The organism is Ancylobacter sp. (assembly GCF_965229075.1).
In the GTDB taxonomy this organism is placed as follows: Bacteria; Pseudomonadota; Alphaproteobacteria; order Rhizobiales; family Xanthobacteraceae; genus Ancylobacter.
Genome location: NZ_CBDDIO010000002.1, coordinates 1,298,649 through 1,324,102, shown reverse-complemented (window position 1 = coordinate 1,324,102; position 25,454 = coordinate 1,298,649). Strand labels below are relative to the sequence as shown.

Genomic DNA, 25,454 nt, shown 5'->3' with positions numbered 1-25,454 from the left:
AAAAACGCCGCCGGGCACATTTGCCGCCGGCCGGCTCCCTCCTGTCGCAGACGGAACTCCCATGAGCCTCAACGTCGCCGTCCAGATGGACCCGATCGACCGCATCAATATTGCCGGCGATTCCGCCTTCGCCCTGATGTTGGAAGCGCAGGCGCGCGGCCACGCGCTCGCCTATTACACGCCCGACCGCATGGCGATGCGCGACGGCGAGGTGTTCGCCACCGTCCACCCCTTGGAGGTGCGCGATGTGAAGGGCGATCACTACACGCTCGGCGAGGCGCGGCGGGTTCGGCTCGACACGTTCGACGTGATCCTGATGCGGCAGGACCCGCCCTTCGACATGAGCTACATCACCGCCACGCACATGCTGGAGCGCATTCATCCGAAGACGCTCGTGGTGAACGACCCCGCCCATGTGCGCAACGCGCCGGAAAAGATCTTCGTCACCGAATTCCCGGACCTGATGCCGCCGACGCTGATCACCCGCGACCTCAATGAGATCAAGGCGTTCCGCGACGAGTTCGGCGACATCGTGATGAAGCCGCTCTACGGCCATGGCGGCGCTTCGGTGTTCCGCCTCACCCGCGACGACCTGAATTTCGGCTCGCTCTATGATCTGTTCGCCACCACCTTCCGCGAGCCCTGGGTGGTGCAGCGCTTCCTCCCCGAGGTGAAGCACGGCGACAAGCGCATCATCCTGGTCGACGGCGTGTTCGCCGGCGCGGTGAACCGGGTGCCGAGCGAGGGCGATCTGCGCTCCAACATGGTGCGTGGCGGGGCGGCGGCGGAAACCGACCTGACGCCCCGCGAGCGCGAGATCTGCGAGCGGCTGGGCCCGGCGCTGCGGGAGCGCGGGCTGCTGCTCACCGGCATCGACGTGATCGACGGCCATCTCACCGAGATCAACGTCACCGCTCCCACCGGCATTCGCGCCATCAAGCGCATTGGCGGGCCGGATATCGCGGTGACGGTGTGGGACATGATCGAGGCCAAGCGCCGCTGAGGCGGGGCGGAGGGGCCTCACACGAAAACGGCACCGTCCCAGGGGACGGTGCCGTTGCGTTTCAAGCCGTGGGCTTGAGGGGCTCAGTGCACGCTGAGCGTCACCAATTCGTTCTGCATCGCATTGGCGATCGCCGCTTCCCGGCTGTCGGTCAGCATGATCGGCGTGCCGTCGGCGGCGTGCAGGGTGAACAGCACGAGGCCGGGCGAGAGATGCGCCTGCGGGAACATTTCCGCCGCCTCTTCCGAACGGATGGTGCGCAGATAGGCGATGTGCCCGCCGCCGAGATTGGCGAAATCTTCCGGCGTGAGGGCGCCGGTGAGGGCCGAGCCGGCGGAAGCGGGGTCGATGTGAAATTCGTTGGTCATGATCGGCTACTCCTCTGCGTACAGTCGAGACCGCCTGGGGGACGTCGTCACTCATCCGTCGCAATGGTGATACGCCGGACGACGCGTTCCGGTTCCGGCCGCACCAGTTCGACGCAGAGCAGGCCGTTCTTCAGTTCGGCGCCGATCACCTTCATGCCGTCGGCCAGCACGAAGACGCGCTGGAACTGGCGGGCGGCGATGCCCCGGTGAAGAAAGACCCGCCCGGGCTCTTCGCTCTGGCGGCCGCGGATGACGAGTTCCTTCTCCTCCACCGTCACGTCGAGCTGCTCGCGGGTGAAGCCCGCGACGGCCAGCGTGATGCGGAGTTTTTCCGGCTGATCCGGCGTGGCCACCCGCTCGATATTGTAGGGCGGGTACCCGTCGGAACCTTTCATGACACGGTCGAGCGCCCGCTCGACCTCGTCAAAGCCGAGCAGGAAGGGGCTCGACAACGAGGGAATACGCGACATGCTCCCAAAGTCCTCGTCTGAAGCGACTTTGTGTGATGGGACCCCAATGAGGCATCCCGTTGGGTAGCGATATGGGAGGGCGCGGGCCGGCGCGCAAGACATCGCGCACGACATGTGGGCGCGCGATGGCGGCGGCGGGAGGCCGCGGCCGCGGTGGGCGACGGGGACTGGCTGTCGGGACGGGAAGCGCGTCGCTCAGGCGGCGTGGCGCTCGCCATTGACGCCGAAATGGTCGAGATAGCGCGGGCTGATCTTCTCCACCGGCAGCACGATCAGCACATCGGTGGTGCCGAACTGGCGGTCGATCACCGCGCCGCGCCCGATCTGTGCGCCGAGACGCAGATAGCCCTTGATGAGCGGCGGCAGCGCCAGCAGCGCCGCCTTGGCGTCCAGCGCTTCCACCGAAACAAGGTCCATTGGCGCGGCATGCTGCGGCAGCGCCTGCGCCGCCCATTCCGGATCGGTCGGCGCGAAATGGTGCAGGAAGGCCAGCGGACGGGCGAGCGCCTGCGGGTCGCAGCCTTCCAGGCTGGCGCAGCCGAACATCACGTCGATGCCGTGGCGGCGCACATAGGCCCAGATGCCGTGCCAGAGCAGCTCCACCGTGCGCTTGGTGCGGTAGGATGAGAGCACGCAGGAGCGGCCGAGTTCGAGGAAGCGGCGGTGCGGGTGGCGCGCCAGCAGCGGGGCGATGTCGAACTCGCTCGCCGTGTAGAAGCCATTGTGCCGGTCGGCGATCTCCTGCCGCAGCAGGCGGTAGGTGCCGACGACGCGCGGCACGCGCTTACCGCGCACCATGCGGCAGGACTCATGGTCGAGCACGAGAAGGTGATCGCAAATGCCGTCAAAGGCGTCGACATCGCGCCGGGCGAGCCGCATGGCGGCCGCCGGGGTCGCCGACATTTCCTCGTAGAACACTTCATAGCGCAGGCGCTGAGCGCGGCGCACATCCGCCGCCGTCACCGCGAGCCGCACTTCGAGCGCGCCGATGCGCCCCAGCGTCGCGGGGCCGGGCTCGCCCCGGCTGCCGCGATGACGCACGCCGGAATAGGAACGCAAAGCCGGCATCAGGCGGGAGGGGGTGAGCGCCGCCGGCACCAGCCGCAGCGGCGCGGCGCCGGGCAGGGCCGTGCGGGGGGCAAAGAAGCTGCGCAGCGCCGAGAGGCCGGGAGCGTTGAGCGAGGCGGCGAAGCGCGAGGCGGGCGGTGTCTCGACAGTCCCTTCGGCGAACAGCTGCGTCATGTCCGGTCCCCCACGCTGCCTTCACTATAGCGTTTTGTGACAGGAATCACATTTCTCGGACGGTCATGTGACAGACGGGGGGCACCAAGCCGCGCCGGGGGCGGCAGATGCCGAGCCGTCATGTCGATGCGCTGCCGGCGGGGTGGCGATGATTGCGGGCTCCGCGTCGTGACCCGCCGGGGGCGGCGACCCACGCTCAATGCCCCGGGCCGACCTCCGCGCGCTTTCTCCGTCAGGCGGCGGCGGCGTGGCGGTCGGCAGCGGCGCGGTAGGCCAAGGCCTCGGCCAGATGACCCCGGCCGACCGTCTCCGCTCCGGCGAGATCGGCGAGGGTGCGCGCCACCCGCAGCACCCGGTGATAGCCGCGGGCGGAGAGGCGCATCAGCTTGGCCGCGTCCGCCAGCAGGGCCGTGCCGGCGGCGTCGGGCGTGGCGATTTCTTCCAGGATCGGGCCTGTCGCCTCGGCATTGGTGAACAGGTCAGGCCGGCCGAGCGCCAGGAAGCGCTCGCGCTGCAGCACGCGCGCCTGCGCCACCCGCCGCGCCACGGCCGCGCTGGGCTCGGAGGGGCCGGGCCGCACCAGATCGACCGCCGCGACGGCCGGCACGTCGAGATGCAGGTCGACCCGGTCGAGGAACGGGCCGGAGAGGCGTGCCTGATATTCCGCCGCACAGCGCGGCCCGCGCCGGCAGCTCTGCCCCGGCTCGCCGGCGCGGCCGCAGCGGCAGGGGTTCATCGCCGCGATCAGCTGGAAGCGGGCGGGATAGGAGATGCGGTGATTGGCGCGGGCGATCACCGCCTCGCCGGTTTCCAGCGGCTGGCGCAACGAATCGAGCACGGCGGGGGCGAACTCCGGCAATTCGTCGAGGAACAGCACGCCATTATGCGCCAGCGACACCTCGCCCGGCCGCGCCCGCATGCCGCCGCCCACCATCGCCGCCATGCTGGCGGAATGGTGCGGCGCACGGAACGGGCGCCGGCTGGTCAGCGCCCCGCCCTGCAGCGTACCGGCCACCGAGGCGACCATCGACACTTCCAGCAGCTCCGAGGGGGTGAGCGGCGGCAGCAGCGAGGGCAGGCGCTGCGCCAGCATGGACTTGCCGGCGCCGGGCGGGCCGCTGAGCAGAAGATTGTGGCGTCCGGCGGCGGCAATCTCCAGCGCCCGCCGGGCGGTTTCCTGGCCCTTCACATCGGCGAGGTCGGGCAAATGGGCCGACCCCGCCTCCAGTCGCGGCTCCGGACGGGAGAGCAGTTGGCGGCCGGCGAAGTGATTGACCAGCTGGATCAGCGAATGCGGCGCCAGCACCGGCATGTCGGGGCTCGCCCAGGCCGCTTCCGGCCCGCAGGCTTCCGGGCAGATGAGGCCATGATCGCGTGCATTGGCGCCGATGGCTGCCGGCAGCACGCCGGAGACGGCGGCGATGCGCCCGTCGAGCGCGAGTTCGCCGACCACGGTGAAGCCTTCCAGCGCGTCGGGGCCGATGGCGCCGATCGCGGCCATCAGGCCGAGGGCGATGGGAAGGTCGTAATGGCTGCCTTCCTTCGGCAGGTCGGCGGGGGCGAGGTTGACGGTGATGCGGCGGGCGGGAAGCGCAAGGCCGGAGGCGGTGAGGGCGGCGCGCACCCGCTCCTTCGCTTCGGTGACCGCCTTGTCGGCCAGGCCGACGAGATTGAAGGCCGGCAGGCCCGGGCTCACTTGAACTTGAACATCGACCGGGCAGGTCTCCACCCCTTCGAACGCCACCGTCGCCACGCGCTGGACCATCGCACCCTCTCCCAGGAGATCCGGCAATGCAGGTCGGGGCGCCGCCGTTCCGCACCCGCTGGTGGCAGAATACGGCCCACGACGCGAACGTCAAGAACAATAAGGGAACAAACCGGGCGGAACATGAACAGAACGTTAAGCGCCTACCCGCCTGATTGATGATAGAGAAATTCTATCGTGGCACGGAACACCTGAATTGATTTCAGTTTCGCTGCGTACCATCCTTACCTTTGGAAAATTCTAAAAGAAGGCTACGGGAGAAATGCCGCATTACGAACCCTGGAGCGACGAGCGCGCCCGCGCGGTCATCGATGAGTTTTCTCATCTGGAAGGCCCGCTGATGCCGATGCTCCACGCGGTGCAGGAGACGTTCGGCCACGTTCCCGACGCCGTCGTGCCCATGCTGGCCGAGAAGCTGAACGTCTCGCGCGCCGAAGTGCACGGCGTCGTCACCTTCTATCACGACTTCCGCCACGAGCCGGCCGGCCGCCATGTGCTGAAGCTGTGCCGCGCCGAAGCCTGCCAGGCGGCGGGCGGCGATGCGCTGGCCGAACATGCCGAACACCGGCTCGGCTGCAAGCTCGGCGAGACCACGGCCGACGGCCGCGTCACCGTGGAGCCGATCTACTGCCTCGGCCTGTGCGCGACCGCGCCCTCCGCCATGCTGGACGGCCGGATCGTCGCGCGGCTCAACGAGCGCCGGCTCGACGCCCTGATCGAGGAGGCCCAGTCGTGACCATCCGCATCTATGTTCCCAAGGATGCCTGCGCCATCGCCTGCGGCGCCGACGAGGTGGCCGAGGCGATCGCCGCCGCCGCCGTTTCGGCGCGCCAGCCGGTCGAGATCGTGCGCAACGGCTCGCGCGGCATGCTCTGGCTCGAGCCGATGATCGAGGTCGTCACCCCCGAGGGCCGCATCGCCTATGGCCCTGTCGAGGCTGGCGATGTCGAGGGCCTGTTCGCGGCCGGCTTCCTCACCGGCGGCGACCATGCGCTGCGCATCGGCAAGCCGGAGGAGCATCCCTTCCTCGCCAAGCAGACCCGGCTCACCTTCGCCCGCTGCGGCATCATCGACCCGGCCTCCTATGCCGATTACCGCGCCCATGGCGGCTATAGGGGCCTGGAGCGCGCGCTGCAGCTCGGGCCGGCCGAGATCATCGAGGAAGTAAAGAAGTCCGGCCTGCGCGGCCGTGGCGGCGCCGGCTTCCCGACCGCGATCAAGTGGAAGACCGTGGCCGACGCGAAGGCCGATCGCAAATACATCGTCTGCAACGCCGACGAAGGCGACAGCGGCACCTTCGCCGACCGCATGATCATGGAAGGCGACCCCTTCGAGCTGATCGAGGGCATGACCATCGCCGGCATCGCGGTGGGCGCTACCAAGGGCTATGTCTACACCCGTTCCGAATATCCCCACGCCATTTGGGCGATGGAGAAGGCGATCGAGGTGGCGCGCGCCCACGGCATGCTGGGCGTCAATATCGCCGGCTCGGCCTACAGCTTCGACATGGAAGTGCGCATAGGCGCCGGCGCCTATGTGTGCGGCGAGGAGACCGCCCTGCTCGACAGCCTGGAAGGCAAGCGCGGCACGGTGCGCGCCAAGCCGCCGCTGCCGGCGCATAAGGGTCTGTTCCAGAAGCCGACCGTCATCAACAACGTGCTCTCCCTCACCGCCGTGCCGCATATCCTGGCCGATGGCGGCGAGTTCTACGCCAATTTCGGCATGGGCCGCTCGCGCGGCACGATGCCGATCCAGATCGCCGGCAATGTGAAGTTCGGCGGCCTGTTCGAAACCGCCTTCGGCATCACGCTCGGCGAGCTGATCAACGACATTGGCGGTGGCACCGCCACCGGCAAGCCGGTGAAGGCCGCGCAGGTCGGCGGCCCGCTCGGCGCCTATGTGCCGACCTGGCAGTTCGACCTGCCCTTCGACTATGAGGCGTTCGCGGCCAAGGACGCGCTGATCGGCCATGGCGGCATCGTCGTGTTCGACGAGAGCGCCGACCTCGCCAAGATGGCGCGCTTCGCCATGGAGTTCTGCTCCGTGGAAAGCTGCGGCAAGTGCACGCCCTGCCGCATCGGCTCGACGCGCGGCGTCGAACTGATGGACAAGATCATTGCCGGCGAGCGCGTCGAGGCCAATCTCGCCACGCTCACCGACCTCTGCCAGACCATGAAGCTTGGATCGCTTTGCGCCCTTGGTGGGTTTACCCCCTATCCGGTGCTGAGTGCGCTGAACCATTTCCCCGAGGAATTCGGCGCACCCCCGCGCCGCCTCGAAGCCGCCGAGTGAGGAGGACGCATCATGTCTCTCATCCATGAGATCGACTACGGTACGCCGGCTCCGAAGACCGACAAGATGGTGACCCTCACCATTGACGGCATGGAAGTGACCGTGCCGGAGGGCACGTCCATCATGCGCGCGGCGATGGAGATGGGAACGCAGATCCCCAAGCTCTGCGCCACCGATTCGCTGGAAGCCTTCGGCTCCTGCCGCCTCTGCCTGATCGAGATCGAGGGCCGCAACGGCACTCCGGCCTCCTGCACCACGCCGGTGGCGCCGGGCATCAAGGTCCACACCCAGACCCCGCGGCTCGCCCAGCTGCGCAAGGGGGTGATGGAGCTTTATATCTCCGACCACCCGCTGGACTGCCTGACCTGCGCCGCCAATGGCGATTGCGAGCTGCAGGACATGGCCGGCGCGGTCGGCCTGCGCGAAGTGCGCTACGGCATGGAGGGCGCGAACCACTTCGCCCCCTCCTCCGAGCTCGCCATGCCGAAGGACGAGTCGAACCCGTACTTCACCTATGACCCGGCCAAGTGCATCGTCTGCAATCGCTGCGTACGCGCCTGCGAGGAAGTGCAGGGCACCTTCGCGCTGACCATTTCCGGCCGCGGCTTCGACAGCCGCGTCTCCCCCGGCCAGTCGGAAGCCTTCCTCACCTCGGAATGCGTGTCCTGCGGCGCCTGCGTGCAGGCCTGCCCGACCGCGACCCTTTCCGAGAAGCGCCTCATCGACATCGGCACGCCCGAGCATTCGGTGGTGACGACCTGCGCCTATTGCGGCGTCGGCTGTACCTTCAAGGCGGAAATGCGCGGCCAGGAAGTGGTGCGCATGGTGCCGTGGAAGGACGGCAAGGCCAATCGCGGCCATAGCTGCGTCAAGGGCCGTTTCGCCTGGGGCTATGCCATGCACCAGGACCGCATCCTCAAGCCGATGATCCGTTCCAAGGTCACCGAGCCGTGGCGCGAAGTCTCCTGGGAGGAGGCGATCGCCTACACCGCCTCCGAGCTGACGCGCATCCAGGAAACCTATGGCCGCAAGTCGGTCGGCGGCATCACTTCCTCGCGCTGCACCAATGAGGAAGCCTATCTCGTCCAGAAGATCATCCGCGCCGGCTTCGGCACCAACAATGTCGACACCTGTGCCCGCGTCTGCCATTCGCCGACCGGCTACGGCCTGAACCAGGCCTTCGGCACCTCGGCGGGCACGCAGGACTTCGACTCGGTCGAGGATTCCGACGTCATCCTGGTGATCGGCGCCAACCCGACCGACGGCCATCCGGTGTTCGGCTCGCGCATGAAGAAGCGCCTGCGCGAGGGCGCCAAGCTGATCGTCATCGATCCGCGCCGCATCGACCTCGTGCGTTCGCCCCACATCAAGGCGGATTTCCACCTGCCGCTGCAGCCGGGCACCAACGTCGCCATCGTCACCTCGCTCGCCCATGTCATCGTGACCGAGGGGCTGGTGAACGAGGAATATGTCCGCCAGTTCTGCGACTGGGAGGAATTCCAGGACTGGGCCGAGTTCGTCGCCGATGCGCGTCACTCGCCCGAGGAAGTCGAGAAGCTCTCCGGCGTGCCGGCCGAGCAGATTCGCGGCGCGGCCCGGCTCTACGCCACCGGCGGCAATGCGGCGATCTATTACGGCCTCGGCGTCACCGAGCACTCGCAGGGCTCGACCACGGTGATGGCGATCGCCAACCTCGCCATGGCGACCGGCAATATCGGCCGTCGCGGCGTCGGCGTGAACCCGCTGCGCGGCCAGAACAACGTGCAGGGCTCGTGCGACATGGGCTCGTTCCCGCATGAGCTGCCGGGCTACCGCCACATCTCCGACGACGCCACCCGCGCCACCTTCGAGGCGATGTGGGGCCGCCCGCTCGATCCCGAGCCCGGCCTGCGCATTCCCAACATGCTGGACGCGGCCGTCGACGGCACGTTCAAGGCGATCTACATCCAGGGCGAGGACATTCTGCAGTCCGACCCGGACACGCATCACGTCGCCTCCGGCCTCGCGGCGATGGAGCTGGTGATCGTGCAGGACCTGTTCCTGAACGAGACCGCCGCCTACGCGCATGTGTTCCTGCCGGGCTGCACCTTCCTTGAGAAGGACGGCACCTTCACCAATGCCGAGCGCCGTATCCAGCTCGTGCGCAAGGTGATGGCGCCGAAGAATGGCTATGGCGACTGGGAAGTCACCCAGATGCTCGCCCGCGCCATCGGCCTCGACTGGAACTACAGCCACCCCGCCCAGATCATGGACGAGATCGCCGCGCTCACCCCGAGCTTCGCCGGCGTGTCGTTCAAGAAGCTGGACGAGATGGGCTCGGTGCAGTGGCCCTGCAACGACGCCAATCCCGAGGGCATGCCGATCATGCACATTGGCGGCTTCGCGCGCGGCAAGGGCAAGTTCGTCGTTACCGAATATGTGCCGACGGATGAGCGTTCCGGTCCGCGCTTCCCGCTGCTGCTCACCACCGGCCGCATCCTCAGCCACTACAATGTCGGCGCGCAGACCCGCCGCACCGAGAACGTGGCCTGGCATCCCGAGGACGTGCTGGAAATCCACCCGCACGACGCCGAGCAGCGTGGCGTGCGCGACGGCGACTGGGTGCGCATCGACAGCCGCGCCGGTTCCACCACCCTACGCGCGCAGATCACCGACCGCGTGGCGCCGGGCGTTGTCTACACCACCTTCCACCACCCGACGACGCAGGCGAATGTCGTCACCACCGACTTCTCGGACTGGGCCACCAACTGCCCCGAGTTCAAGGTGACGGCGGTGCAGATCGCCCGCTCGAACGGCCCGTCCGAGTGGCAGGAAGACTATGACGAGTTCACCCGCCAGAGCCGCCGCATCGCGGTGGCGGCGGAGTGAGCGGGGCCTCGCGGTCATGATCCCGCCGGTCGCCCGCGTTGCGCGCCGCGCCGTCACCTCCACGGGTGTGATGGCGGGCGAGCGGGCGATCCCCGAGGAGACTGCCGTCGCCATCGTCCATAACGGCTCCACCTATGCCGTGATGATGGCGACGCCGGCCGATCTCGAGGATTTCGGTTATGGCTTCAGCCTGACCGAGGGCGTCATCGAAAGCCTCGCCGATGTCGAGCAGATCGAGACGCTCGAATTCGGCGAGGAGGACGGCGTCAGCGGCGTCGAGGTGCGCCTCTGGCTCACCGCCGCCCGCGCCGGCGAACAGGTCGCCCGCCGCCGCCAGATCGCCGGCCCCACGGGCTGCGGCCTATGTGGGGTGGAGAGTCTGGAGCTGGCGGTGAAGCCCGCCCGCACCGTGCCGGAGGGTCGGCAGTTCACCGCTGCGGAAATCTCCCGCGCCGTGGCCGCGCTGCCCCCGGCACAGACGTTGAACCACCAGACCCGTGCCGTGCATGCGGCCGCGTTCTGGGAGCCGGACGCCGGGCTCGTGGCCGTGCGCGAGGATGTCGGGCGGCACAACGCGCTCGACAAGCTCGTCGGCCATCTGGTTCGCAACGGCTATGGGGCCGGTGGCGGGTTGGTGCTGCTCACCAGCCGGGTGTCGATCGAGATGGTGCAGAAGACCGCCATGCTCGGCGCCTCGGTGCTGGTGGCGGTGTCGGCGCCGACCGCGCTCGCTGTACGCACGGCGGAGAAGGCCGGCATCACCCTCGTCGCCATCGCCCGCGACGATGGATTTGAAGTTTTTACCCACCCCCATCGCATCGTGCTGGACGGGGCAGAGAAGGAGCGGATCGCCCATGTCGGCTAACACGATGGAACGTCTGGTCTATATGGCGAACCAGATCGGCAAGTTCTTCGAGCCGCAGGGCTATGAGAAGGCCGTGAAGGGCGTCGCCAAGCATATCAAGGACTTCTGGGATCCGCGCATGCGCGCGCGCATCGAGGACCATATCGCTGCCGGCGGCGAGGGCCTTGCCCCGCATGTGCTCGAGGCGCTGAAGTCGCTCCCGCCGGTCTCCCGCGACAGCATCCCTCTCCCGCGCCCGACCCGGGACATTCCCGGCCCGACCGCGCATCACCACTGAGACTTGCGCCTTTACACCAGGCCGGCACGCCGCGAGGCGCTGCCGGCCTCGTCATGTCGGGAGCTCTCCCGCCAGCTACTTCCGTAACGGCATGTGCCTGCGGCGGTTTTCCCGCGGCATGATTTCGTGCGAATGGCCGGGTTCAGCGCCGAATCTTCGCCTTTCCATCACGCTTCCGCCATCGGCGCGCGTCATCCGATCCGGTACTGTGGAGCGGGCGAAGGCGCGGAGGATGGCGGGTCCATGCATGCAGACGGCCACGGATTTCTGATCGGAGCGCTGGTATTCCTCGCCACCGCCGTCATCGCCGTTCCGGTCGCGCGCCGGCTCGGCCTCTCGCCGATCGTGGGCTATCTGCTGGCCGGTGTCGCCATCGGACCCTCGGGCCTCGGCGCCTTTAACGATCCCGAACGGATCATCACCGTCGCCGAAATCGGCGTGGTGCTGCTGCTCTTCATCATCGGGCTGGAGCTGCAATTCTCGCGGCTGCTGGCGCTGCGACGGGCGATCTTTGGCCTCGGCACCGCGCAGCTTCTGTTCAGCGGCGCCGCCATCGCCGTGCTCAGCCATTACGCCGCCCGCGATTTCGACTGGCGCGGGGCGCTGGTCGCCGGCATGGCGCTGGCGCTGTCGGCCACCTCCATCGCGCTGCAGCTGCTCGAAGAAAAGAGCGGCCTCGCCCAGCCCTATGGCCAGCGCGCTTTCGGCGTGCTGCTGTTCCAGGACATGGCGGTCGTGCCGCTCCTCGCCCTCCTGCCCTTTCTCGGTCAGGGCGCGCATGAGGAGCACAGCTTCCTCGATTCGGCCGAGCATGTGGCGATCATAATCGGGGCGATGCTGTTCATCGTCGGTGCCGGCCGCTATCTGTTGCCACTCGTGTTCCGCATCCTTGCGCACTCCGGCGCCCGTGAGGTGATGACGGCCGCAGCGCTCCTTGTCGTCCTCGGCGCCGGCGCGCTGATGGCGGCGGCAGGGATGTCGATGGCGCTTGGCGCCTTTCTCGCTGGCGTCATGCTGTCGGAATCGAATTTCCGCCACGAGTTGGAAGCCAATATCGAAGCGTTTCGCGGCCTGCTGATCGCCCTGTTCTTCATGGGCGTGGGCATGTCGATGAATCTCGACGTGGTGCTCGCCAATGCGCCGCTTCTCATCGTCGGCACGCTGATGGTGACGCTGGTGAAGGCGGTGTCGGTGTGGGCGGTGTTCCGCTTTTCCGACAGCACGCGCGCCGACGCGGTGCGCTCGGCCTCCGTGCTGACGCCGGCGGGTGAGTTCTCCTTCGTGCTGTTTCCGCTCGCGCTCAGCCTGGGGCTGATCGATTCGCGCCAGTCCGACATGCTGGTGGCCTGCGCCGCCATGACCATGCTGCTCGGGCCCCCGGTGGCGCTGCTCGGCGAGCAACTTGCCCGCCGGCTCGACCGCCGCGCCGCCGTGCCGGACGAGGATTTCAGCGACGCGCATGGCTCGGTACTGGTGGTCGGCTTCGGTCGCTTCGGCCAGATCGTGTCGCAGTGCCTGCTGGCGCGGGGGCTGGAAGTGACGATCATCGACAATGATGTCGAGATGATCCAGAACGCCGGCCGCTTCGGCTTCCGCATCTTCTATGGCGACGGCACGCGGCTCGACGTGCTCCGCGCCGCCGGCGCCGAGCGGGCGCGGGTGGTCGCCGTCTGCGTCGACCGCCGCGAGACCACGGACCGTATCGTCGAGATCATCCGCCAGAACATGCCCGATGTGCGCCTGCACGCCCGCGCCTATGACCGGACCCATGCGGTGGCGCTGCGCGGGCGCGGGGTGGATTTCGAGATCCGCGAGACCTTCGAATCGGCCCTCGCTTTCGGTGAGGCCGCGCTGCGCGCCAATGGCATCGATGCTGCCACCGCGCAGGCGACCGTGGCCGATGTGCGCCAGCGCGATTTGGAACGGCTGCGCCGGCAACTGGCCGAAGGCGAGGATCGCGGGCCTCTGCCGCTGGAGCCCGAGCCGCTGGTCGTGCCCGAGCGCCCCGCTCGCCCGCTCAACCCGGAGGCGGAGGACGTGCTCAAGCACGAGACCGAGTTCTCGTCCTGAGTTGTGAACGCGCCGCTGCGCGGATGCCGGCGCTTTCGCACCCCACCCGTTCCAATTGTCGCATGGTCGGCATAGGCTTGGCCTAGACATTCGGCTTGAATGCAGCGGGCGCCGGCTCCGCAGCCGCGGCACGAGCGGGCGGGTGGCGTCGTATCGGGGAGAAAAGCAGATGCAGCTCGGAATCATCGGCCTTGGCCGCATGGGTGGAAATATCGCGCGCCGCCTCACCAAGGCCGGTCATGACTGCGTGGTGTGGGACCGCAACGAAGCCGCCGTGACGGAGCTGGGCGGCGAAGGCAACCGGCCCGCCGCCGATCTCGCCGATCTCGTCGCCAAGCTCGACGCCCCGCGCGCGATCTGGGTGATGCTGCCCGCCGGTGGCCCGACCGAGAGCACCATCGCCACCCTGACCGGCCTGCTGGCGCCGGGCGATGTCATCATCGATGGCGGCAATACCTTCTACAAGGACGACATCCGCCGCGCCGCCGAGCTGGAGCCCAAGGGCCTGCACTATATCGATGTCGGCACGTCAGGCGGCGTGTGGGGCCTTGAGCGCGGCTATTGCATGATGATCGGCGGCCCGAAGGAAGCGGTGGACCGGCTCGACCCGATCTTCGCCGCCCTCGCCCCGGGACTGGGCGACATTCCCCGCACGCCCGGCCGCGAGGACCGCGATGCGCGCGTCGAGCACGGCTACATGCATTGCGGCCCGGCCGGCTCCGGCCATTTCGTCAAGATGGTGCATAACGGCATCGAATACGGGCTGATGCAGGCCTATGCCGAAGGCTTCGAGATCCTGAAGAAGAAGAACTCCACCGATCTGCCGGAGAATGAGCGCTTCACCCTCGACATGGCCGATGTCGCCGAGGTGTGGCGGCGCGGCTCGGTGGTGTCGTCCTGGCTGCTCGACCTTTCCGCCATCGCCCTCACCAAGGATGAGACTCTCAGCGATTTCCCCGGCGAGGTCGCCGATTCCGGCGAGGGGCGCTGGACGGTGATGGCGGCGATCGAGGAGGCGGTGTCCGCCGAGGTGCTGTCCGCCGCGCTCTACACTCGCTTCCGCTCGCGCCAGGACCACACCTTCGGCGAGAAGCTTCTGTCGGCGATGCGCTTCCAGTTCGGCGGCCACACCGAATTCAAGACCAAGTGAGCGGCGGATAGCGATCCATGGGAAGCGAGTCCGTCGTTCTCGGCCAGAAGGTGCTGGCGCCCGATGCGGCGCCGGCACCGGCCTCGACCTTCTTCATCTTCGGTGCCTCGGGCGATCTCACCAAGCGCCTGCTCCTGCCCTCGCTCTACAACCTCGCCCATGAGGGCGTGCTGGTCGACGACTTCGCCATTGTCGGCGTCGACCATGTCGAGCGCAGCGAGGAGGATTACCGTGCCTTCCTCACCGATGCGGTGCGGGAACTGCCGGGCTCGCTCGACACCGAGGGCGAAACCTGGCGCTGGCTGATCAGCCGCATTTTCTACGTCGCCGGCGATTTCGAGGACCCGGCCACCTATGGCCGCATCCGCGAGCGGCTGGACCAGCGCAAGGCGCAGACCGGCAATGCGGTGTTCTATCTCGCCGTCGCGCCGCGCTTCTTCGCGACCATCGCCGAGCAGCTCGGCGCTGCCGGCTTGCTGAAGGAGGGGGAGGGCAGCTTCCGCCATGTCGTGGTGGAGAAGCCCTTCGGCTCCGACATGCCCTCGGCCAAGGCGCTGAACCGCCGCCTGCTGGCGGTCGCCGATGAACGCCAGATCTACCGGATCGATCATTTCCTCGGCAAGGAAACGGTCCAGAACATGATGGCGCTGCGCTTCGGCAACGGCATTTTCGAGCCGATCTGGAGCAAGGAATATATCGACCATGTCCAGATCACCGCCGCCGAGACGGTGACGGTGGAACAGCGCGGCGGCTTCTACGACGCCACCGGCGCGCTGCGCGACATGGTACCGAACCACATGTTCCAGCTGCTCGCCATGACGGCGATGGAGCCGCCCAACTCCTTCGACGCCGACGCGGTGCGCTCGGAAAAGACCAAGGTGATCGAAGCCATCCGCCACATGCGCCCCAGCGAGGCGATCGGCGCGGCGGTGCGCGGCCAGTACCGCGCCGGCTTCGTCAATGGCGAGGCGGTGAAGGACTATCGCGACGAGAAGGACGTGCATCCCGAGAGCCGCACCGAGACCTATGTGGCGCTCAAATGCTTCGTCGATTCCTGGCGCTGGAACGGCGTGCCCTTCTATGTCCGCACCGGCAAGGCGCTGGCGGTGCGGCGCACCGAGATCGCCATCCAGTTCAAGCGGGCGCCGGGCGTGCTGTTCCGCCACCTGCCCACGGCGCTGAAGCCGAACCTGATGGTGATCCATGTGCAGCCGGACGAAGGCGTTTCGCTGCGTTTCGCCGCCAAGGTGCCCGGCCGCAAGGTCCGGCTCTCGGATGTCGAGATGAGCTTCAAATATGCCGACTACTTCAAGGCGGCGCCCAGCACGGGCTATGAGACGCTGATCTATGACTGCCTGTGCGGCGACCCCACCCTGTTCCAGCGCGCCGACACGATCGAGGCCGGCTGGGAGGCGGTAGAGCCGATTCTGGAGGCGGTCGGCGGCGGCGAAAACGACGTGCAATTCTATTCCGCCGGTTCCAGCGGCCCCGCCATGTCGGATGTGATGCTGGCGCAGGACGGCTTTCAGTGGCTGCCGCTGGAGAGGGACCGCCCGCGATGAACGCTTCGACCGAACTGGCCCTCGAAGAGCGGGGAGGCGCCACGCGCCCGCCCGCGTCGCGCATCCGCCTCATGGTGTCGGATGTCGACGGCACGCTGGTGAACAAGGCGAAGGAGGTGACGCCCGCCACCATTGAGGCGGTGCGCCGCCTGCATGAGGCCGGCATCGCCTTCGCCGCCGTCTCCGCCCGCCCGCCGCGCGGCATGCGGCTGATGGTCGAGGCGCTGAACGTCGACCTGTTCGGCGGCTTCAATGGCGGCTGCATCCAGCGCCGGGATTTCTCGATCGCCGAGGAGCATTTCGTCTCGGCCGAGGCGGCACGGGCCGGCATCGCCCTGATGCAGCCGCGCGGCGCGGCGGTCTGGGTGTTCGCCGATGACGAATGGTTCGTCACCGATCCCAATGGCACCTACGTCGCCGGCGAGATCCGCACCGTCGCCTTCCAGCCGACGGTGGTGGAGGATTTCGGTGACCATCTCACCCGCGCCGGCAAGATCGTGTTCTCCTCCACCGATTTCGACATGCTGGCGGCGAGTGAACCGGAACTGCAGGCGCTGGTGGGCGGCGGCGCCACGGCGCGGCGTTCGCAGGCGAAATATCTCGACATGACGCCGCCCGGCACCGACAAGGGCTATGCAGCGCGGGCCTTCGCCCGGCACTACGGCGTGTCGATGGACGAAGTGGCGGTCATTGGCGACATGGCCAATGATCTGCCGATGTTCGCTGTCGGCGGCCTCGCCATCGCCATGGGAAATGGGGCGGCGGAGGTGAAGGAGCAGGCGCATTTCGTCACCCGCACCAATGAGGAGGACGGCGTCGCCCACGCCATCGAGCGCTTCGTGCTGCCCCGCGCCCCCGGCGCCTGATCCGGCGCGAGGATCGTCCAGGCCGGGCGCACGCGCCCGGTCGCGGTGCGCCAGCCCTCCCAGATCATTTCACCGTTTCACGGAAACAGTGAAATGATCTAATTCTTTGTTTTGTCGCGTTTTCTTCCCGCGAACCGGTATCCACTTCGCTCGAAAACGCTCCAGACCGGCGCGTCCGCGCTCACAAGAGCTTCACCTCGGGAACCGTCCTCCCGCATGTCCGTCATTTCCTTGCCGCCCGATGTGCCGCCGGCCCGGGCCGCAGGGAGAGGATGATGAAGCTGCAGAAATTCGCCATCGCCGACGTCACGCTGGAGCGCACCCCCGGCACGGAGGCGGAGATCTTCGTCGGCAATGCCGTCGATGAGCGCCACGGCGGGCCGATCACCATCGGCTATGGCCGCTACGCCCCCAACCAGACGCTGACCGAAACCATGGCGGTGGATGATGTGATGATCGTCCTTTCCGGCCGGCTCTCGGTCGCGGCCGCGGGCGGCTCTGTCGAGGCCGGTCCGGGCGAGATCGTCTACATGCCGAAGGGCAAGAGGGTGACCATCCAGGCGCGAGAGGAAGGGGCCCTCACCGCCTATGTCACCTATCCCCATTGGCGCACCGCCCGGGAATAGGCCCCCGCCGCCGGGCACCCGCCCTGTTATCGCCGTGACACGTGGCGGCGCTAACAACGCCGGGTACTTGGGTGGAGCGAGGGAATATCATGCGCCTTTTTGCAGCGCTGCTGGCCGCCACGGCCTGCTTCATTGGCACCGCCGATGCGGCGAATGTCTATCCGATCGATCGCGCCACGATCCTGGCCGGCTCGGCTTTCGACTTCAAGGTCGAGTTCGCCGGTGTCGTGAAGCCGGAAGATGTGTCGATCACCATCAATGGCGAGCCTGCGGCGAAGATCCTCGGGAAGGATTTCGAGTTCATCGCCAGGGAAGAGGGCGTCGACGCCTCGGCGGTGCTGCTGCGCGCGGCCAAGGTGGTCAAGCCCGGCACCTACGCGGTCGAGGTCAAGGCCGGAAACGACACCAAGACGGTGAAGTGGGACGTGTACGGCACCCCGGACGTGCCGAAGGCCAAGAACATCATCTTCTTCCTCGGTGACGGCATGTCGGTGGCGCACCGCACCGGCGCCCGGCTGCTCTCCAAGGGCATGACCGAGGGCAAGGCCAATGGCCGCCTCGCCATGGACGATCTCGACTACATGGCCTTCATCGGCACCTCGTCCACCAACGCCATCGCCACCGACAGCGCCAACACCATGTCGGCGCACATGACCGGCCACAAGACGGCGGTGAACGCGCTCGGCGTCTATGCCGACCGCACCAAGGACCCGCTGGACGATCCGCGGGTGGAGAACATCACCGAAGCGCTCGCCCGCACCGGCCGCAAGTCGGTGGGCATCGTCACCACCGCCGAGGTCGAGGACGCGACCCCGGCCGCCGTGGTCGCCCATACCCGCCTGCGCGACCGCAAGGCGGATATCGTCGAGATGATGTTCGCGCTGAAGCCGGAAGTCGTGCTCGGCGGCGGCTCGGCCTATTTCCTGCCGAAGTCCACCCCCGGCTCGAAGCGCAAGGACGACCAGGACTTCATCAAGGCCTTCACCGAGGCCGGCTACAGCCTCGCCACCGACGCCGGCACGCTGCAGGCGGTGGGGCAGGCGAATGCCGGCAAGATCCTCGGCCTGTTCCACACCGGCAACATGGACTCGGTGCTCGACCGCAAATTCCTGAAGAAGGGCACGGTCGACAAGTTCCCCGACCAGCCCGGCCTCGTTGACATGACCAAGGTGGCGCTGGCCCAGCTGGCCAAGAACCCGGAAGGCTTCTTCCTGATGGTGGAAGGCGCCACGATCGACAAGATGTCGCATCCCATGGACTGGGACCGCGCCCTCTACGACACCATCGAGTTCGATCAGGCCCTGCGCGTGGCGATGGATTTCGCCAAGGAGCATCCTGACACGCTCGTCATCGCGACCCCGGACCACACCCACGGCGTTTCGATCATCGGCACGATTGACGACGACAAGCCGGGCGAGGACATGCGCGAGAAGGTGGGCGTCTACGCCGCCGCCGGCTTCCCCAACTACACCGACACTGACGGCGACGGCTATCCCGACAAGGTGGACGTGTCGCGCCGCCTCGCCGTGTTCGCCAACAACTACCCGGACTATTACGAGACCTGGCGGCCGAAGATGAACGGCCCGTTCGACCCGGCGATCAAGAACGAGAAGGGCGAATACGTCGCCAACGCCGCCTATAAGGACCTGCCCGGCGCGGTGTTGCGCATCGGCAATATTCCGCGCTCGACCGATACCGCCGTGCATGCGGTGGATGACGGCATCCTTCAGGCCTCCGGCCCCGGCGCCGACGCTTTCAAGGGCTATATGGAAGAAAGCGACGTGTACCGCGTGCTGGTCGAGGCGTTCGCCCTCGCCCCGGCGCAGAAGTGATCGCGGACGACCCTGCAATGCTGTCGGCCCCGCCGGCCCCCACGGGGGCCGGCTTTGACGGGCGCCGCGCCTTCCTCATCGGCAGCGCGCGGCTGCTGCTTGGGGTCGGCGGCGCCACTTTCTGCGGCCTGCCCGCGGCCGCCACGACGCGGCTCGACTTCGACGAGCTCTACGCCAAGGTCACCGTTCTCGGCCTGACCTTCTCCGACAAGGTGAAGGGGCTGAATGGCCGCGAGGTGACCATGCGCGGCTTCATGGCGCCGCCGCTGAAGGCCGAGGCCAATTTCTTCGTCCTGACCGAGATTCCGATGTCCATCTGCCCCTTCTGCTCCTCGGACAGCGACTGGCCGGACAATATCGTCGTGGTCTATCTCGACCGCGCCCAGACTTTCGTGCAGGCCAACGCGCCGATCGACGTTACCGGACGGCTGGAGGTCGGCTCCTGGACCGATCCGCAAACCGGCTTCGTCAGCCTGCTGCGCCTGGTCGGCGCCGCCTTTCGGGCCGTGTGACCATGCCGGAACTTCACGTCAGCGACCTCGCCGTGCGTTTTCCGGGGCTGGAGCGGCCGGCGCTCGACATCTCCGCGCTCCACCTGCCCGCCGGCGCCCATGTGGCGCTCACCGGGCCCTCAGGTTCCGGCAAGACCACCCTCATCAACCTGCTCACCGGGCTCGACCGCGCCCCCGCCGGCCGCATCGTCTGGGGCGACACCGACATAGGCCGGCTGGGCGAGGGTGCCCGCGACCGCTGGCGGGCCGCGCATGTCGGGTTGGTGATGCAGGATTTTCATCTGTTCCCTGGCCTCTCCGCGCTGGATAACGTGCTGTTGCCGCAGCGCCTGGCGGCGTTCCGGCTGGCGCCGGCCCTGCGGGACGAGGCCAACCGCCTGCTGGCGCGGGTGGGCATCGCGCGCACCGGGCAGAAGGTGGAAACGCTTTCCCGTGGCCAGATGCAGCGGGTGGCCGTGGCCCGGGCATTGGTGGCGCGTCCGCGCATCCTCATCGCCGACGAGCCGACCGCCAGCCTCGACGCCGACGCCGGGGCGGCGGTGGCGGAACTGCTTGTCGCTCTGGCGCGCGAGGTGGGGGCGACCCTGATCGTGGCGACGCATGATGCCCGGCTCATCGCCAGCATGGCGCAGGTGCTGCGCCTCGACGCGGGGCGGCTGGGGCCGGCGGACATGCGTCCCGCCGCGCCGGCTCACGCGGCCGTCGACCCCGCCGCCTAGCTCGTTTCCGGGGCGCGCCGGGTGAGCGGACGGGCTTCGGGTTTTCTTTGTCACGCATTTCTCCCGCGAACCGCACCCCGCTTCGCTCGAAGATGCTTCAGGAGGCGCAGATGTTCCGGCTCATTGCGGCGGATCTCGTTCGGCATCGCGGGGGCGCGCTCGCCATTGCGCTGCTGATCGCGCTGGCGACGGCGCTCGGCGTGGTGGTCACGCTGGAAGAGCGTGCCCTGCGCCTTGGCAGCGCCCGGGCGGCGGCGGCCTTCGACGTCGTCATCGGCGCCCCCGGCAGCGAGACGCAGCTGGTGCTGTCGGCGGTGTTCCTGCAGCCGGCGCCGCTGACTCTGCTGCCCGGCAGCGTGCTGGCCGCGCTGACTGCGGATCCGCGCGTTGCCTATGCCGCGCCGGTCGGCTTCGGCGATTTTTCCGATGACCGTCCTGTCGTCGGCACCACCCAGCCGCTGGTCGATGGTCTCGGCGGCGTGACGGAGGGCCACAGTTTCCGCCGGCTGGGCGACGCCATCATCGGTGCCGCCGTGCCGCGCGCGCTTGGAGACAGCTTCCATCCCATGCACGGCCTGGCGGAGGCCCGTGGCGGGGTGCACAGCGCCATCACCTACCGAATCGTCGGGCGGCTGGCACCGACCGGTACCGCGTGGGACCGGGCCATCCTGGTGCCGATCGAGGCGGTGTGGCGCACCCATGCGCCTGGCAGGCACGGGGCTGAGGGCCATGGCAGCGACGCTCACGCGCCCGAAGACCACGAAGACGCGAATCACGCGGACGACGGCCACGCGCAGGCGGGGGCGGAATCGCGCGGCGTGCAAGGCTCCTTGGAGCCCGGCCCGGCTGCCGGCGCGCCGGCGCGGACCATCGCCGAGGCGCACAGGCAGCGTGAGCAGAGCGACGCCGCCGGCTTCGACGCCCTGATCAACCCGGCGGCGTTGACGGACCCCGATGCCCCGGGCGTGCCCGCCATCGTGGTGAAGCCGCGCGCCATCGCCGATGCCTACCGGCTACGGCAGGCCTACCGCACCGACCACACGCTGGCGGTGTTTCCCGGCGAGGTGCTCACCCGCCTGTACGGTACGCTCGGCGATGCGCGGCAGATTCTCGCCTTCGTGACGCTCAACGCCCAGCTTCTGGTGGCTGCGGCGGTGCTGCTGGTGGTGCTCATCCATGTCATGGGCCGACGTCGCCAGATCGGTGCGCTCAGGGCCTTTGGCGCGCCGCGCGCAGTGGTGTGTGCCATGGTCTGGCTGGAAGCGGTGCTGGTGATCGGTGCCGGGCTGGCGGGCGGATTCGCGCTCGGCTATGGCGTCGCCCGGATGCTGGCGCGGCAGATCTCGATGCAGACCGGTGTGGTGCTGCCGGTGGGTTTCGCCGCCGAGGATGGCGGGGCCTTTCTGTTGCTGTTCGCCATTGGCGGGCTGGCGGCACTGCTGCCGGCCGTGCTGGCCTATCGCCAGTCCCCTGCGGCCGCCCTTCGCGCCTGACGCGCTGTGCGGGCGGCATGGTCAGGCGCGGGTGATTCGCCCCGCATTGCCTGGAGGCGTGCGTTCCGGCCATCAGCCGCGCCGCACCGCAAACGACGCCGCACGGCGTCTCTTCAGGCGGTCTTGATCGTGAATGTCTTGGGGGAGGTGAGATTTGGTGGAGCCAGGCGGAATCGAACCGCCGACCTCTTGAATGCCATTCAAGCGCTCTCCCAACTGAGCTATGGCCCCACCGAGGGCGCCGGATGCGTGGAGCGCCGGAGCGCTGCACCTTGGGTTCTCATCCGGTCTTTCCGGCCCGGATCGCTCCGGGACGGGACGCTCGTAAACCACAGGACGGATCGGACTGCAAGCCTCGATTTTAAATCGAGTGATCCGTCCCCAGGGCTTTCTTCGTTCAGCTCTCTTCGTCGTCCTCGATGCCGTCGCCGATGAGATCGGTCACGTCATCATCGCCATCCTCGTCTTCTTCGAGGAAGGTGTCGTCGTCATCGGTCGCGACCTCGTCGTCGTCGATTTCGAGATCGTCGTCGACGGCCGCCGCCTTGGAGGTGCCGGCGGCTTCCTCGTCGGCGTCCTCCAGCGAGACCAGCTCGACATCGGCGACCTCTTCCAGGTCGGGATCGGCCGCAACAGCCGCGGCGCGCGGGGCTTCCACGCGGCCGCGGGTGACCGGAAGGGTGATCGGCACGATCTGGCCGGTATAGGGCGAGATCACCGGATCCTTGTTCAGGTCGTAGAACTTCCGCCCGGTGACGGGGCAGACGCGCTTGGTGCCTAATTCAGGTTTCACCACGGTTTCGGACCTCGGGTGGTGATGGAAAGGGTGCTCCCATTGAACCGCTGAGGGGGCGGAGTCAAGCCGCATCTGCACGGGCCGTGGCGGCTGGCCGGCCCCCGTGCTAGGAGGGGCCCCGCATTGTGGCGCCGGAGGGGGCTTCTCCTGGCGTTCCGCGTTACCGCCCCCGGCCGGGCGGTTCCCCGATCGATCGCAAGACAAGGCTTGAGTGATGAGCAGCACCGGTCACGCCACCCTCCCCGTTCCCGCCCTTGCCCGCCGCTCCCCGGCGCTGAAGGGCCGGGTGCGCGTGCCCGGCGACAAGTCGGTCTCGCACCGCTCGCTCATCTTCGGCGCGCTCACCGTCGGCGAGACCCGCATTTCCGGCCTTCTGGAGGGCGAGGATGTGCTCAACACCGCCAAGGCCTGCGCCGCCCTCGGCGCGGATGTGGAGCGGGTGGGCGAGGGCGAATGGCGGGTGCACGGCGTCGGCGTCGGCGGGCTGCGCGCCCCCGAGGGCGTTCTGGATTTCGGCAATGCCGGCACCGGCTCGCGGCTGATGATGGGCGTGGTGGCCGGCAACCCGATCACCGCCACCTTTGACGGCGATGCCAGCCTGCGCCGCCGGCCGATGCGCCGCATTCTCGACCCGCTGGAGAAGATGGGCGTCGCCGTCGTCGACGCCGCCGAAGGCGGGCGCCTGCCGCTGACCCTCAAGGGCCCGCAGGAACTGGTGCCGATCACTTATGAGAGCCCGGTCGCCTCGGCGCAGATCAAGTCCGCCGTGCTGCTCGCCGGCCTTGGCGCCCCGGGCGAGACGACGGTGATCGAGAAGGAGGCGAGCCGCGACCATACCGAGCGCATGCTCACCCATTTCGGCGCCGAGGTGACGGTGGAGCCCTATGGCGCGCATGGCCGCAAGGTGACGCTGAAGGGCCGGCCGGAGCTGAAGCCGGCGCCGATCCGCGTGCCCGCCGACCCGTCTTCCGCCGCCTTCCCGCTGGTGGCGGCGCTGATCGTGCCGGGCTCGGAGCTGGTGATCGAAGGGGTGATGACCAACCCGCTGCGCACCGGATTGTTCATCACGCTCAAGGAGATGGGCGCCGACATCGTCTTCGAGAACGAGCGCGTCGAGGGCGGCGAGAGCGTCGCCGACATCCGCGTGCGGGCCTCGGCGCTGACGGGCGTGAATGTGCCGGCCGAGCGAGCGCCGTCGATGATCGATGAGTATCCCGTGCTGGCCGTTGCGGCCGCTTTCGCCACCGGCGAGACGCGGATGAACGGGCTTTCCGAATTGCGGGTGAAGGAGTCCGATCGCCTTGCCGCCGTCGCGGATGGCCTTGCGCAGGCGGGGGTGGCCTATCGCATCGAGGGCGACGACCTCATCGTCACCGGCGCCGGGGCGGCGGCGGGGGGCGGAACGGTGGCCACGCACATGGATCACCGCATCGCCATGAGCTTCCTCGTCATGGGCCTCGCCACCGACAAGCCCTTGAAAGTGGACGATATTTCCTTCATCGCCACCTCCTTCCCCACCTTCCTGCCGCAGATGCGGGCGCTGGGAGCGGTGATCGAAAGCGAGGCGGCGGCGTGATCATCGCGCTCGACGGACCGGCCGCCTCGGGCAAGGGCACCATCGCCCGGCGGCTCGCCGCGCATTTCCGCCTGCCGCATCTCGACACCGGGCTGCTCTACCGCGCGGTGGGCGCCAAGGCCTTGGCGGAACACGTCAATTTCGAGGACGCCACCGCCCTCGAACGCCTCGCCGGCGCGCTCGACCTCGCCACTTTGGACCCCGAATCGCTGAAATCCGGCGCCATCGGCGAGGCCGCCTCGCGCGTCGCCGCCCTGCCGGGCGTGCGCGCCAAGCTGTTGACCCTACAGCAGGATTTCGCCCGCCAGCCCGGTGGCGCGGTGCTGGACGGGCGCGACATCGGCACCGTCATCGCGCCGCAGGCGGAGGTGAAAATCTTCGTCACCGCGACGCCGGAAGCCCGCGCCGCGCGCCGCCATACCGAGCTGGTCGGGCGCGGCGAAGCCGTCACCTTTGAGCAGGTGCTGGCGGATATTCACAAGCGCGATGAAAGGGATAGCGGCCGCGCCAGTGCCCCGCTCATCCGCGCCGACGATGCCGAGATCCTCGACAACACCCATCTCGGCGTCGAGGAAAGCTGGCAGGCGGCGCTCGCCATCGTCGCCCGCCGGCAGGCTTTGGGAGGGGTGCGATGAGCGTGGATAGTGAGTCCGATGAGGTGGACGATGAGACCGATCGGGCCGATGCGGCCGACCTGACTGGCAAGGCCCCGGCGGAGGACAAGCTCGCCCGTGGCAAGGCGCGGCTCTCCGCCATCACCGGCCGCTCCGGCGAGGAGGTGATGGCCGCGCTCGGCGATGTCGCGCCGGATTTCGCCCGCTATATTTTCGAATTCGGCTATGGCGACGTTTATTCCCGCCCGGGGCTGGATCTGCGCGCCCGCATGCTCGCCACCGTCGCCGGGCTGGTCTGCCTCGGCCATGCCGAGCGGGAGCTGCGCGTGCATATCGGCTCGGCGCTGAATGTGGGGGCGACGCGCGAAGAGGTGGTCGAGGTCATCATGCAGATGGCGCTCTATGCCGGCTTCCCCGCCGCGCTCGACGCGCTGCTCATCGCCAAGGAAGTGTTCGCCGCGCGCGGCCTCGGCCCCGTGGCGGGGTAA

General features: G+C 68.3%; 23 protein-coding genes and 1 tRNA gene. 18 read left to right on the top strand and 6 right to left on the bottom strand.

Translation table 11 applies throughout. The features are described 5' to 3' along the window. Positions 1–61 precede the first annotated feature (61 nt). Positions 62–1,003, top strand: a complete 942-nt coding sequence (gene gshB / locus ACO07Z_RS12255) for a glutathione synthase (protein ID WP_421698976.1) — start codon at positions 62–64, stop codon at positions 1,001–1,003. A gap of 83 nt (positions 1,004–1,086) precedes the next feature. On the opposite strand, the gene ACO07Z_RS12250 is transcribed toward gshB, so the two are convergent. The 4 genes from ACO07Z_RS12250 to ACO07Z_RS12235 form a co-directional block, all read right to left on the bottom strand. Further along, on the bottom strand, positions 1,087–1,371 hold the full coding sequence (locus ACO07Z_RS12250; protein ID WP_421698975.1) for a DUF1150 family protein: 285 nt from the start codon (positions 1,369–1,371) through the stop codon (positions 1,087–1,089). A gap of 47 nt (positions 1,372–1,418) precedes the next feature. Beyond that, positions 1,419–1,841 (bottom strand): Hsp20 family protein, encoded by a 423-nt coding sequence (locus ACO07Z_RS12245; protein WP_421698974.1) that lies wholly within the window; start codon positions 1,839–1,841, stop codon positions 1,419–1,421. Positions 1,842–2,036: 195 nt separating this feature from the next. Further along, positions 2,037–3,083 carry a GNAT family N-acetyltransferase gene (locus ACO07Z_RS12240; RefSeq protein ID WP_421698973.1) on the bottom strand — a complete coding sequence of 349 codons (1,047 nt, stop codon included), beginning with the start codon at positions 3,081–3,083 and terminating at the stop codon, positions 2,037–2,039. Positions 3,084–3,315: 232 nt separating this feature from the next. Continuing rightward, positions 3,316–4,848, bottom strand: coding sequence for a YifB family Mg chelatase-like AAA ATPase (locus ACO07Z_RS12235; protein WP_421698972.1), 1,533 nt, complete (start codon positions 4,846–4,848; stop codon positions 3,316–3,318). A gap of 262 nt (positions 4,849–5,110) precedes the next feature. On the opposite strand from ACO07Z_RS12235, the gene ACO07Z_RS12230 reads away from it, so the two are divergent. From ACO07Z_RS12230 to ACO07Z_RS12165, 14 genes are all read left to right on the top strand, one after another. Further along, complete coding sequence (locus ACO07Z_RS12230; protein WP_244380283.1) at positions 5,111–5,584, top strand: formate dehydrogenase subunit gamma; 474 nt, start codon at positions 5,111–5,113, stop codon at positions 5,582–5,584. Continuing rightward, positions 5,581–7,140 carry a formate dehydrogenase beta subunit gene (locus ACO07Z_RS12225; protein WP_421698971.1) on the top strand — a complete coding sequence of 520 codons (1,560 nt, stop codon included), beginning with the start codon at positions 5,581–5,583 and terminating at the stop codon, positions 7,138–7,140. Before ACO07Z_RS12230 ends, ACO07Z_RS12225 begins: the two co-directional genes overlap by 4 nt. Positions 7,141–7,152: 12 nt before the next feature. Beyond that, positions 7,153–10,008 (top strand): formate dehydrogenase subunit alpha, encoded by a 2,856-nt coding sequence (fdhF, locus tag ACO07Z_RS12220; RefSeq protein WP_421698970.1) that lies wholly within the window; start codon positions 7,153–7,155, stop codon positions 10,006–10,008. A 16-nt stretch (positions 10,009–10,024) separates the two neighbouring features. Beyond that, a complete protein-coding gene (gene fdhD, locus ACO07Z_RS12215) occupies positions 10,025–10,873 on the top strand; it encodes a formate dehydrogenase accessory sulfurtransferase FdhD (RefSeq protein ID WP_421698969.1) in 849 nt (282 codons plus the stop codon). Beyond that, complete coding sequence (locus ACO07Z_RS12210) at positions 10,863–11,150, top strand: formate dehydrogenase subunit delta (protein WP_371348328.1); 288 nt, start codon at positions 10,863–10,865, stop codon at positions 11,148–11,150. The genes fdhD and ACO07Z_RS12210 overlap by 11 nt, the downstream gene beginning before the upstream one ends. Positions 11,151–11,393: 243 nt before the next feature. After that, positions 11,394–13,220, top strand: a complete 1,827-nt coding sequence (locus ACO07Z_RS12205; protein WP_421698968.1) for a monovalent cation:proton antiporter-2 (CPA2) family protein — start codon at positions 11,394–11,396, stop codon at positions 13,218–13,220. 142 nt (positions 13,221–13,362) lie between these two features. After that, positions 13,363–14,370, top strand: a complete 1,008-nt coding sequence (gene gnd / locus ACO07Z_RS12200; protein ID WP_421698967.1) for a phosphogluconate dehydrogenase (NAD(+)-dependent, decarboxylating) — start codon at positions 13,363–13,365, stop codon at positions 14,368–14,370. Between the two features lie 17 nt (positions 14,371–14,387). Then, the gene (gene zwf / locus ACO07Z_RS12195) at positions 14,388–15,932 is read left to right on the top strand and encodes a glucose-6-phosphate dehydrogenase (protein ID WP_421698966.1); all 1,545 of its coding nucleotides are present in this window, start codon (positions 14,388–14,390) and stop codon (positions 15,930–15,932) included. Next, entirely contained in the window at positions 15,929–16,798 is an 870-nt protein-coding gene (locus ACO07Z_RS12190; protein ID WP_421698965.1) for a Cof-type HAD-IIB family hydrolase, read from the top strand. The genes zwf and ACO07Z_RS12190 overlap by 4 nt, the downstream gene beginning before the upstream one ends. Positions 16,799–17,073: 275 nt before the next feature. Continuing rightward, positions 17,074–17,424, top strand: coding sequence for an ethanolamine utilization protein (locus tag ACO07Z_RS12185; RefSeq protein ID WP_421698964.1), 351 nt, complete (start codon positions 17,074–17,076; stop codon positions 17,422–17,424). 89 nt (positions 17,425–17,513) lie between these two features. Next, a complete protein-coding gene (locus ACO07Z_RS12180) occupies positions 17,514–19,256 on the top strand; it encodes an alkaline phosphatase (RefSeq protein ID WP_421698963.1) in 1,743 nt (580 codons plus the stop codon). A gap of 17 nt (positions 19,257–19,273) precedes the next feature. Next, a complete protein-coding gene (locus ACO07Z_RS12175; RefSeq protein WP_421698962.1) occupies positions 19,274–19,768 on the top strand; it encodes a hypothetical protein in 495 nt (164 codons plus the stop codon). 2 nt (positions 19,769–19,770) lie between these two features. Next, complete coding sequence (locus ACO07Z_RS12170; protein ID WP_421698961.1) at positions 19,771–20,487, top strand: ABC transporter ATP-binding protein; 717 nt, start codon at positions 19,771–19,773, stop codon at positions 20,485–20,487. Between the two features lie 110 nt (positions 20,488–20,597). Beyond that, positions 20,598–21,980 (top strand): FtsX-like permease family protein, encoded by a 1,383-nt coding sequence (locus ACO07Z_RS12165; protein ID WP_421698960.1) that lies wholly within the window; start codon positions 20,598–20,600, stop codon positions 21,978–21,980. Between the two features lie 155 nt (positions 21,981–22,135). Here the strand turns inward: ACO07Z_RS12165 and ACO07Z_RS12160 are convergent. Both ACO07Z_RS12160 and ACO07Z_RS12155 read right to left on the bottom strand, forming a co-directional pair. After that, positions 22,136–22,211 (bottom strand) — tRNA-Ala (locus ACO07Z_RS12160). A 166-nt stretch (positions 22,212–22,377) separates the two neighbouring features. Then, positions 22,378–22,776 carry a TIGR02300 family protein gene (locus tag ACO07Z_RS12155; protein WP_421698959.1) on the bottom strand — a complete coding sequence of 133 codons (399 nt, stop codon included), beginning with the start codon at positions 22,774–22,776 and terminating at the stop codon, positions 22,378–22,380. A gap of 214 nt (positions 22,777–22,990) precedes the next feature. Between ACO07Z_RS12155 and aroA the strand changes: the two genes are divergently transcribed. From aroA to ACO07Z_RS12140, 3 genes are read left to right on the top strand one after another with little or no spacing between them, the layout of a single operon-like run. Next, positions 22,991–24,352 carry a 3-phosphoshikimate 1-carboxyvinyltransferase gene (aroA, locus tag ACO07Z_RS12150; RefSeq protein WP_421698958.1) on the top strand — a complete coding sequence of 454 codons (1,362 nt, stop codon included), beginning with the start codon at positions 22,991–22,993 and terminating at the stop codon, positions 24,350–24,352. Then, complete coding sequence (gene cmk / locus ACO07Z_RS12145; protein ID WP_421698957.1) at positions 24,349–24,987, top strand: (d)CMP kinase; 639 nt, start codon at positions 24,349–24,351, stop codon at positions 24,985–24,987. The genes aroA and cmk overlap by 4 nt, the downstream gene beginning before the upstream one ends. Further along, a complete protein-coding gene (locus tag ACO07Z_RS12140; protein ID WP_421698956.1) occupies positions 24,984–25,454 on the top strand; it encodes a carboxymuconolactone decarboxylase family protein in 471 nt (156 codons plus the stop codon). The genes cmk and ACO07Z_RS12140 overlap by 4 nt, the downstream gene beginning before the upstream one ends.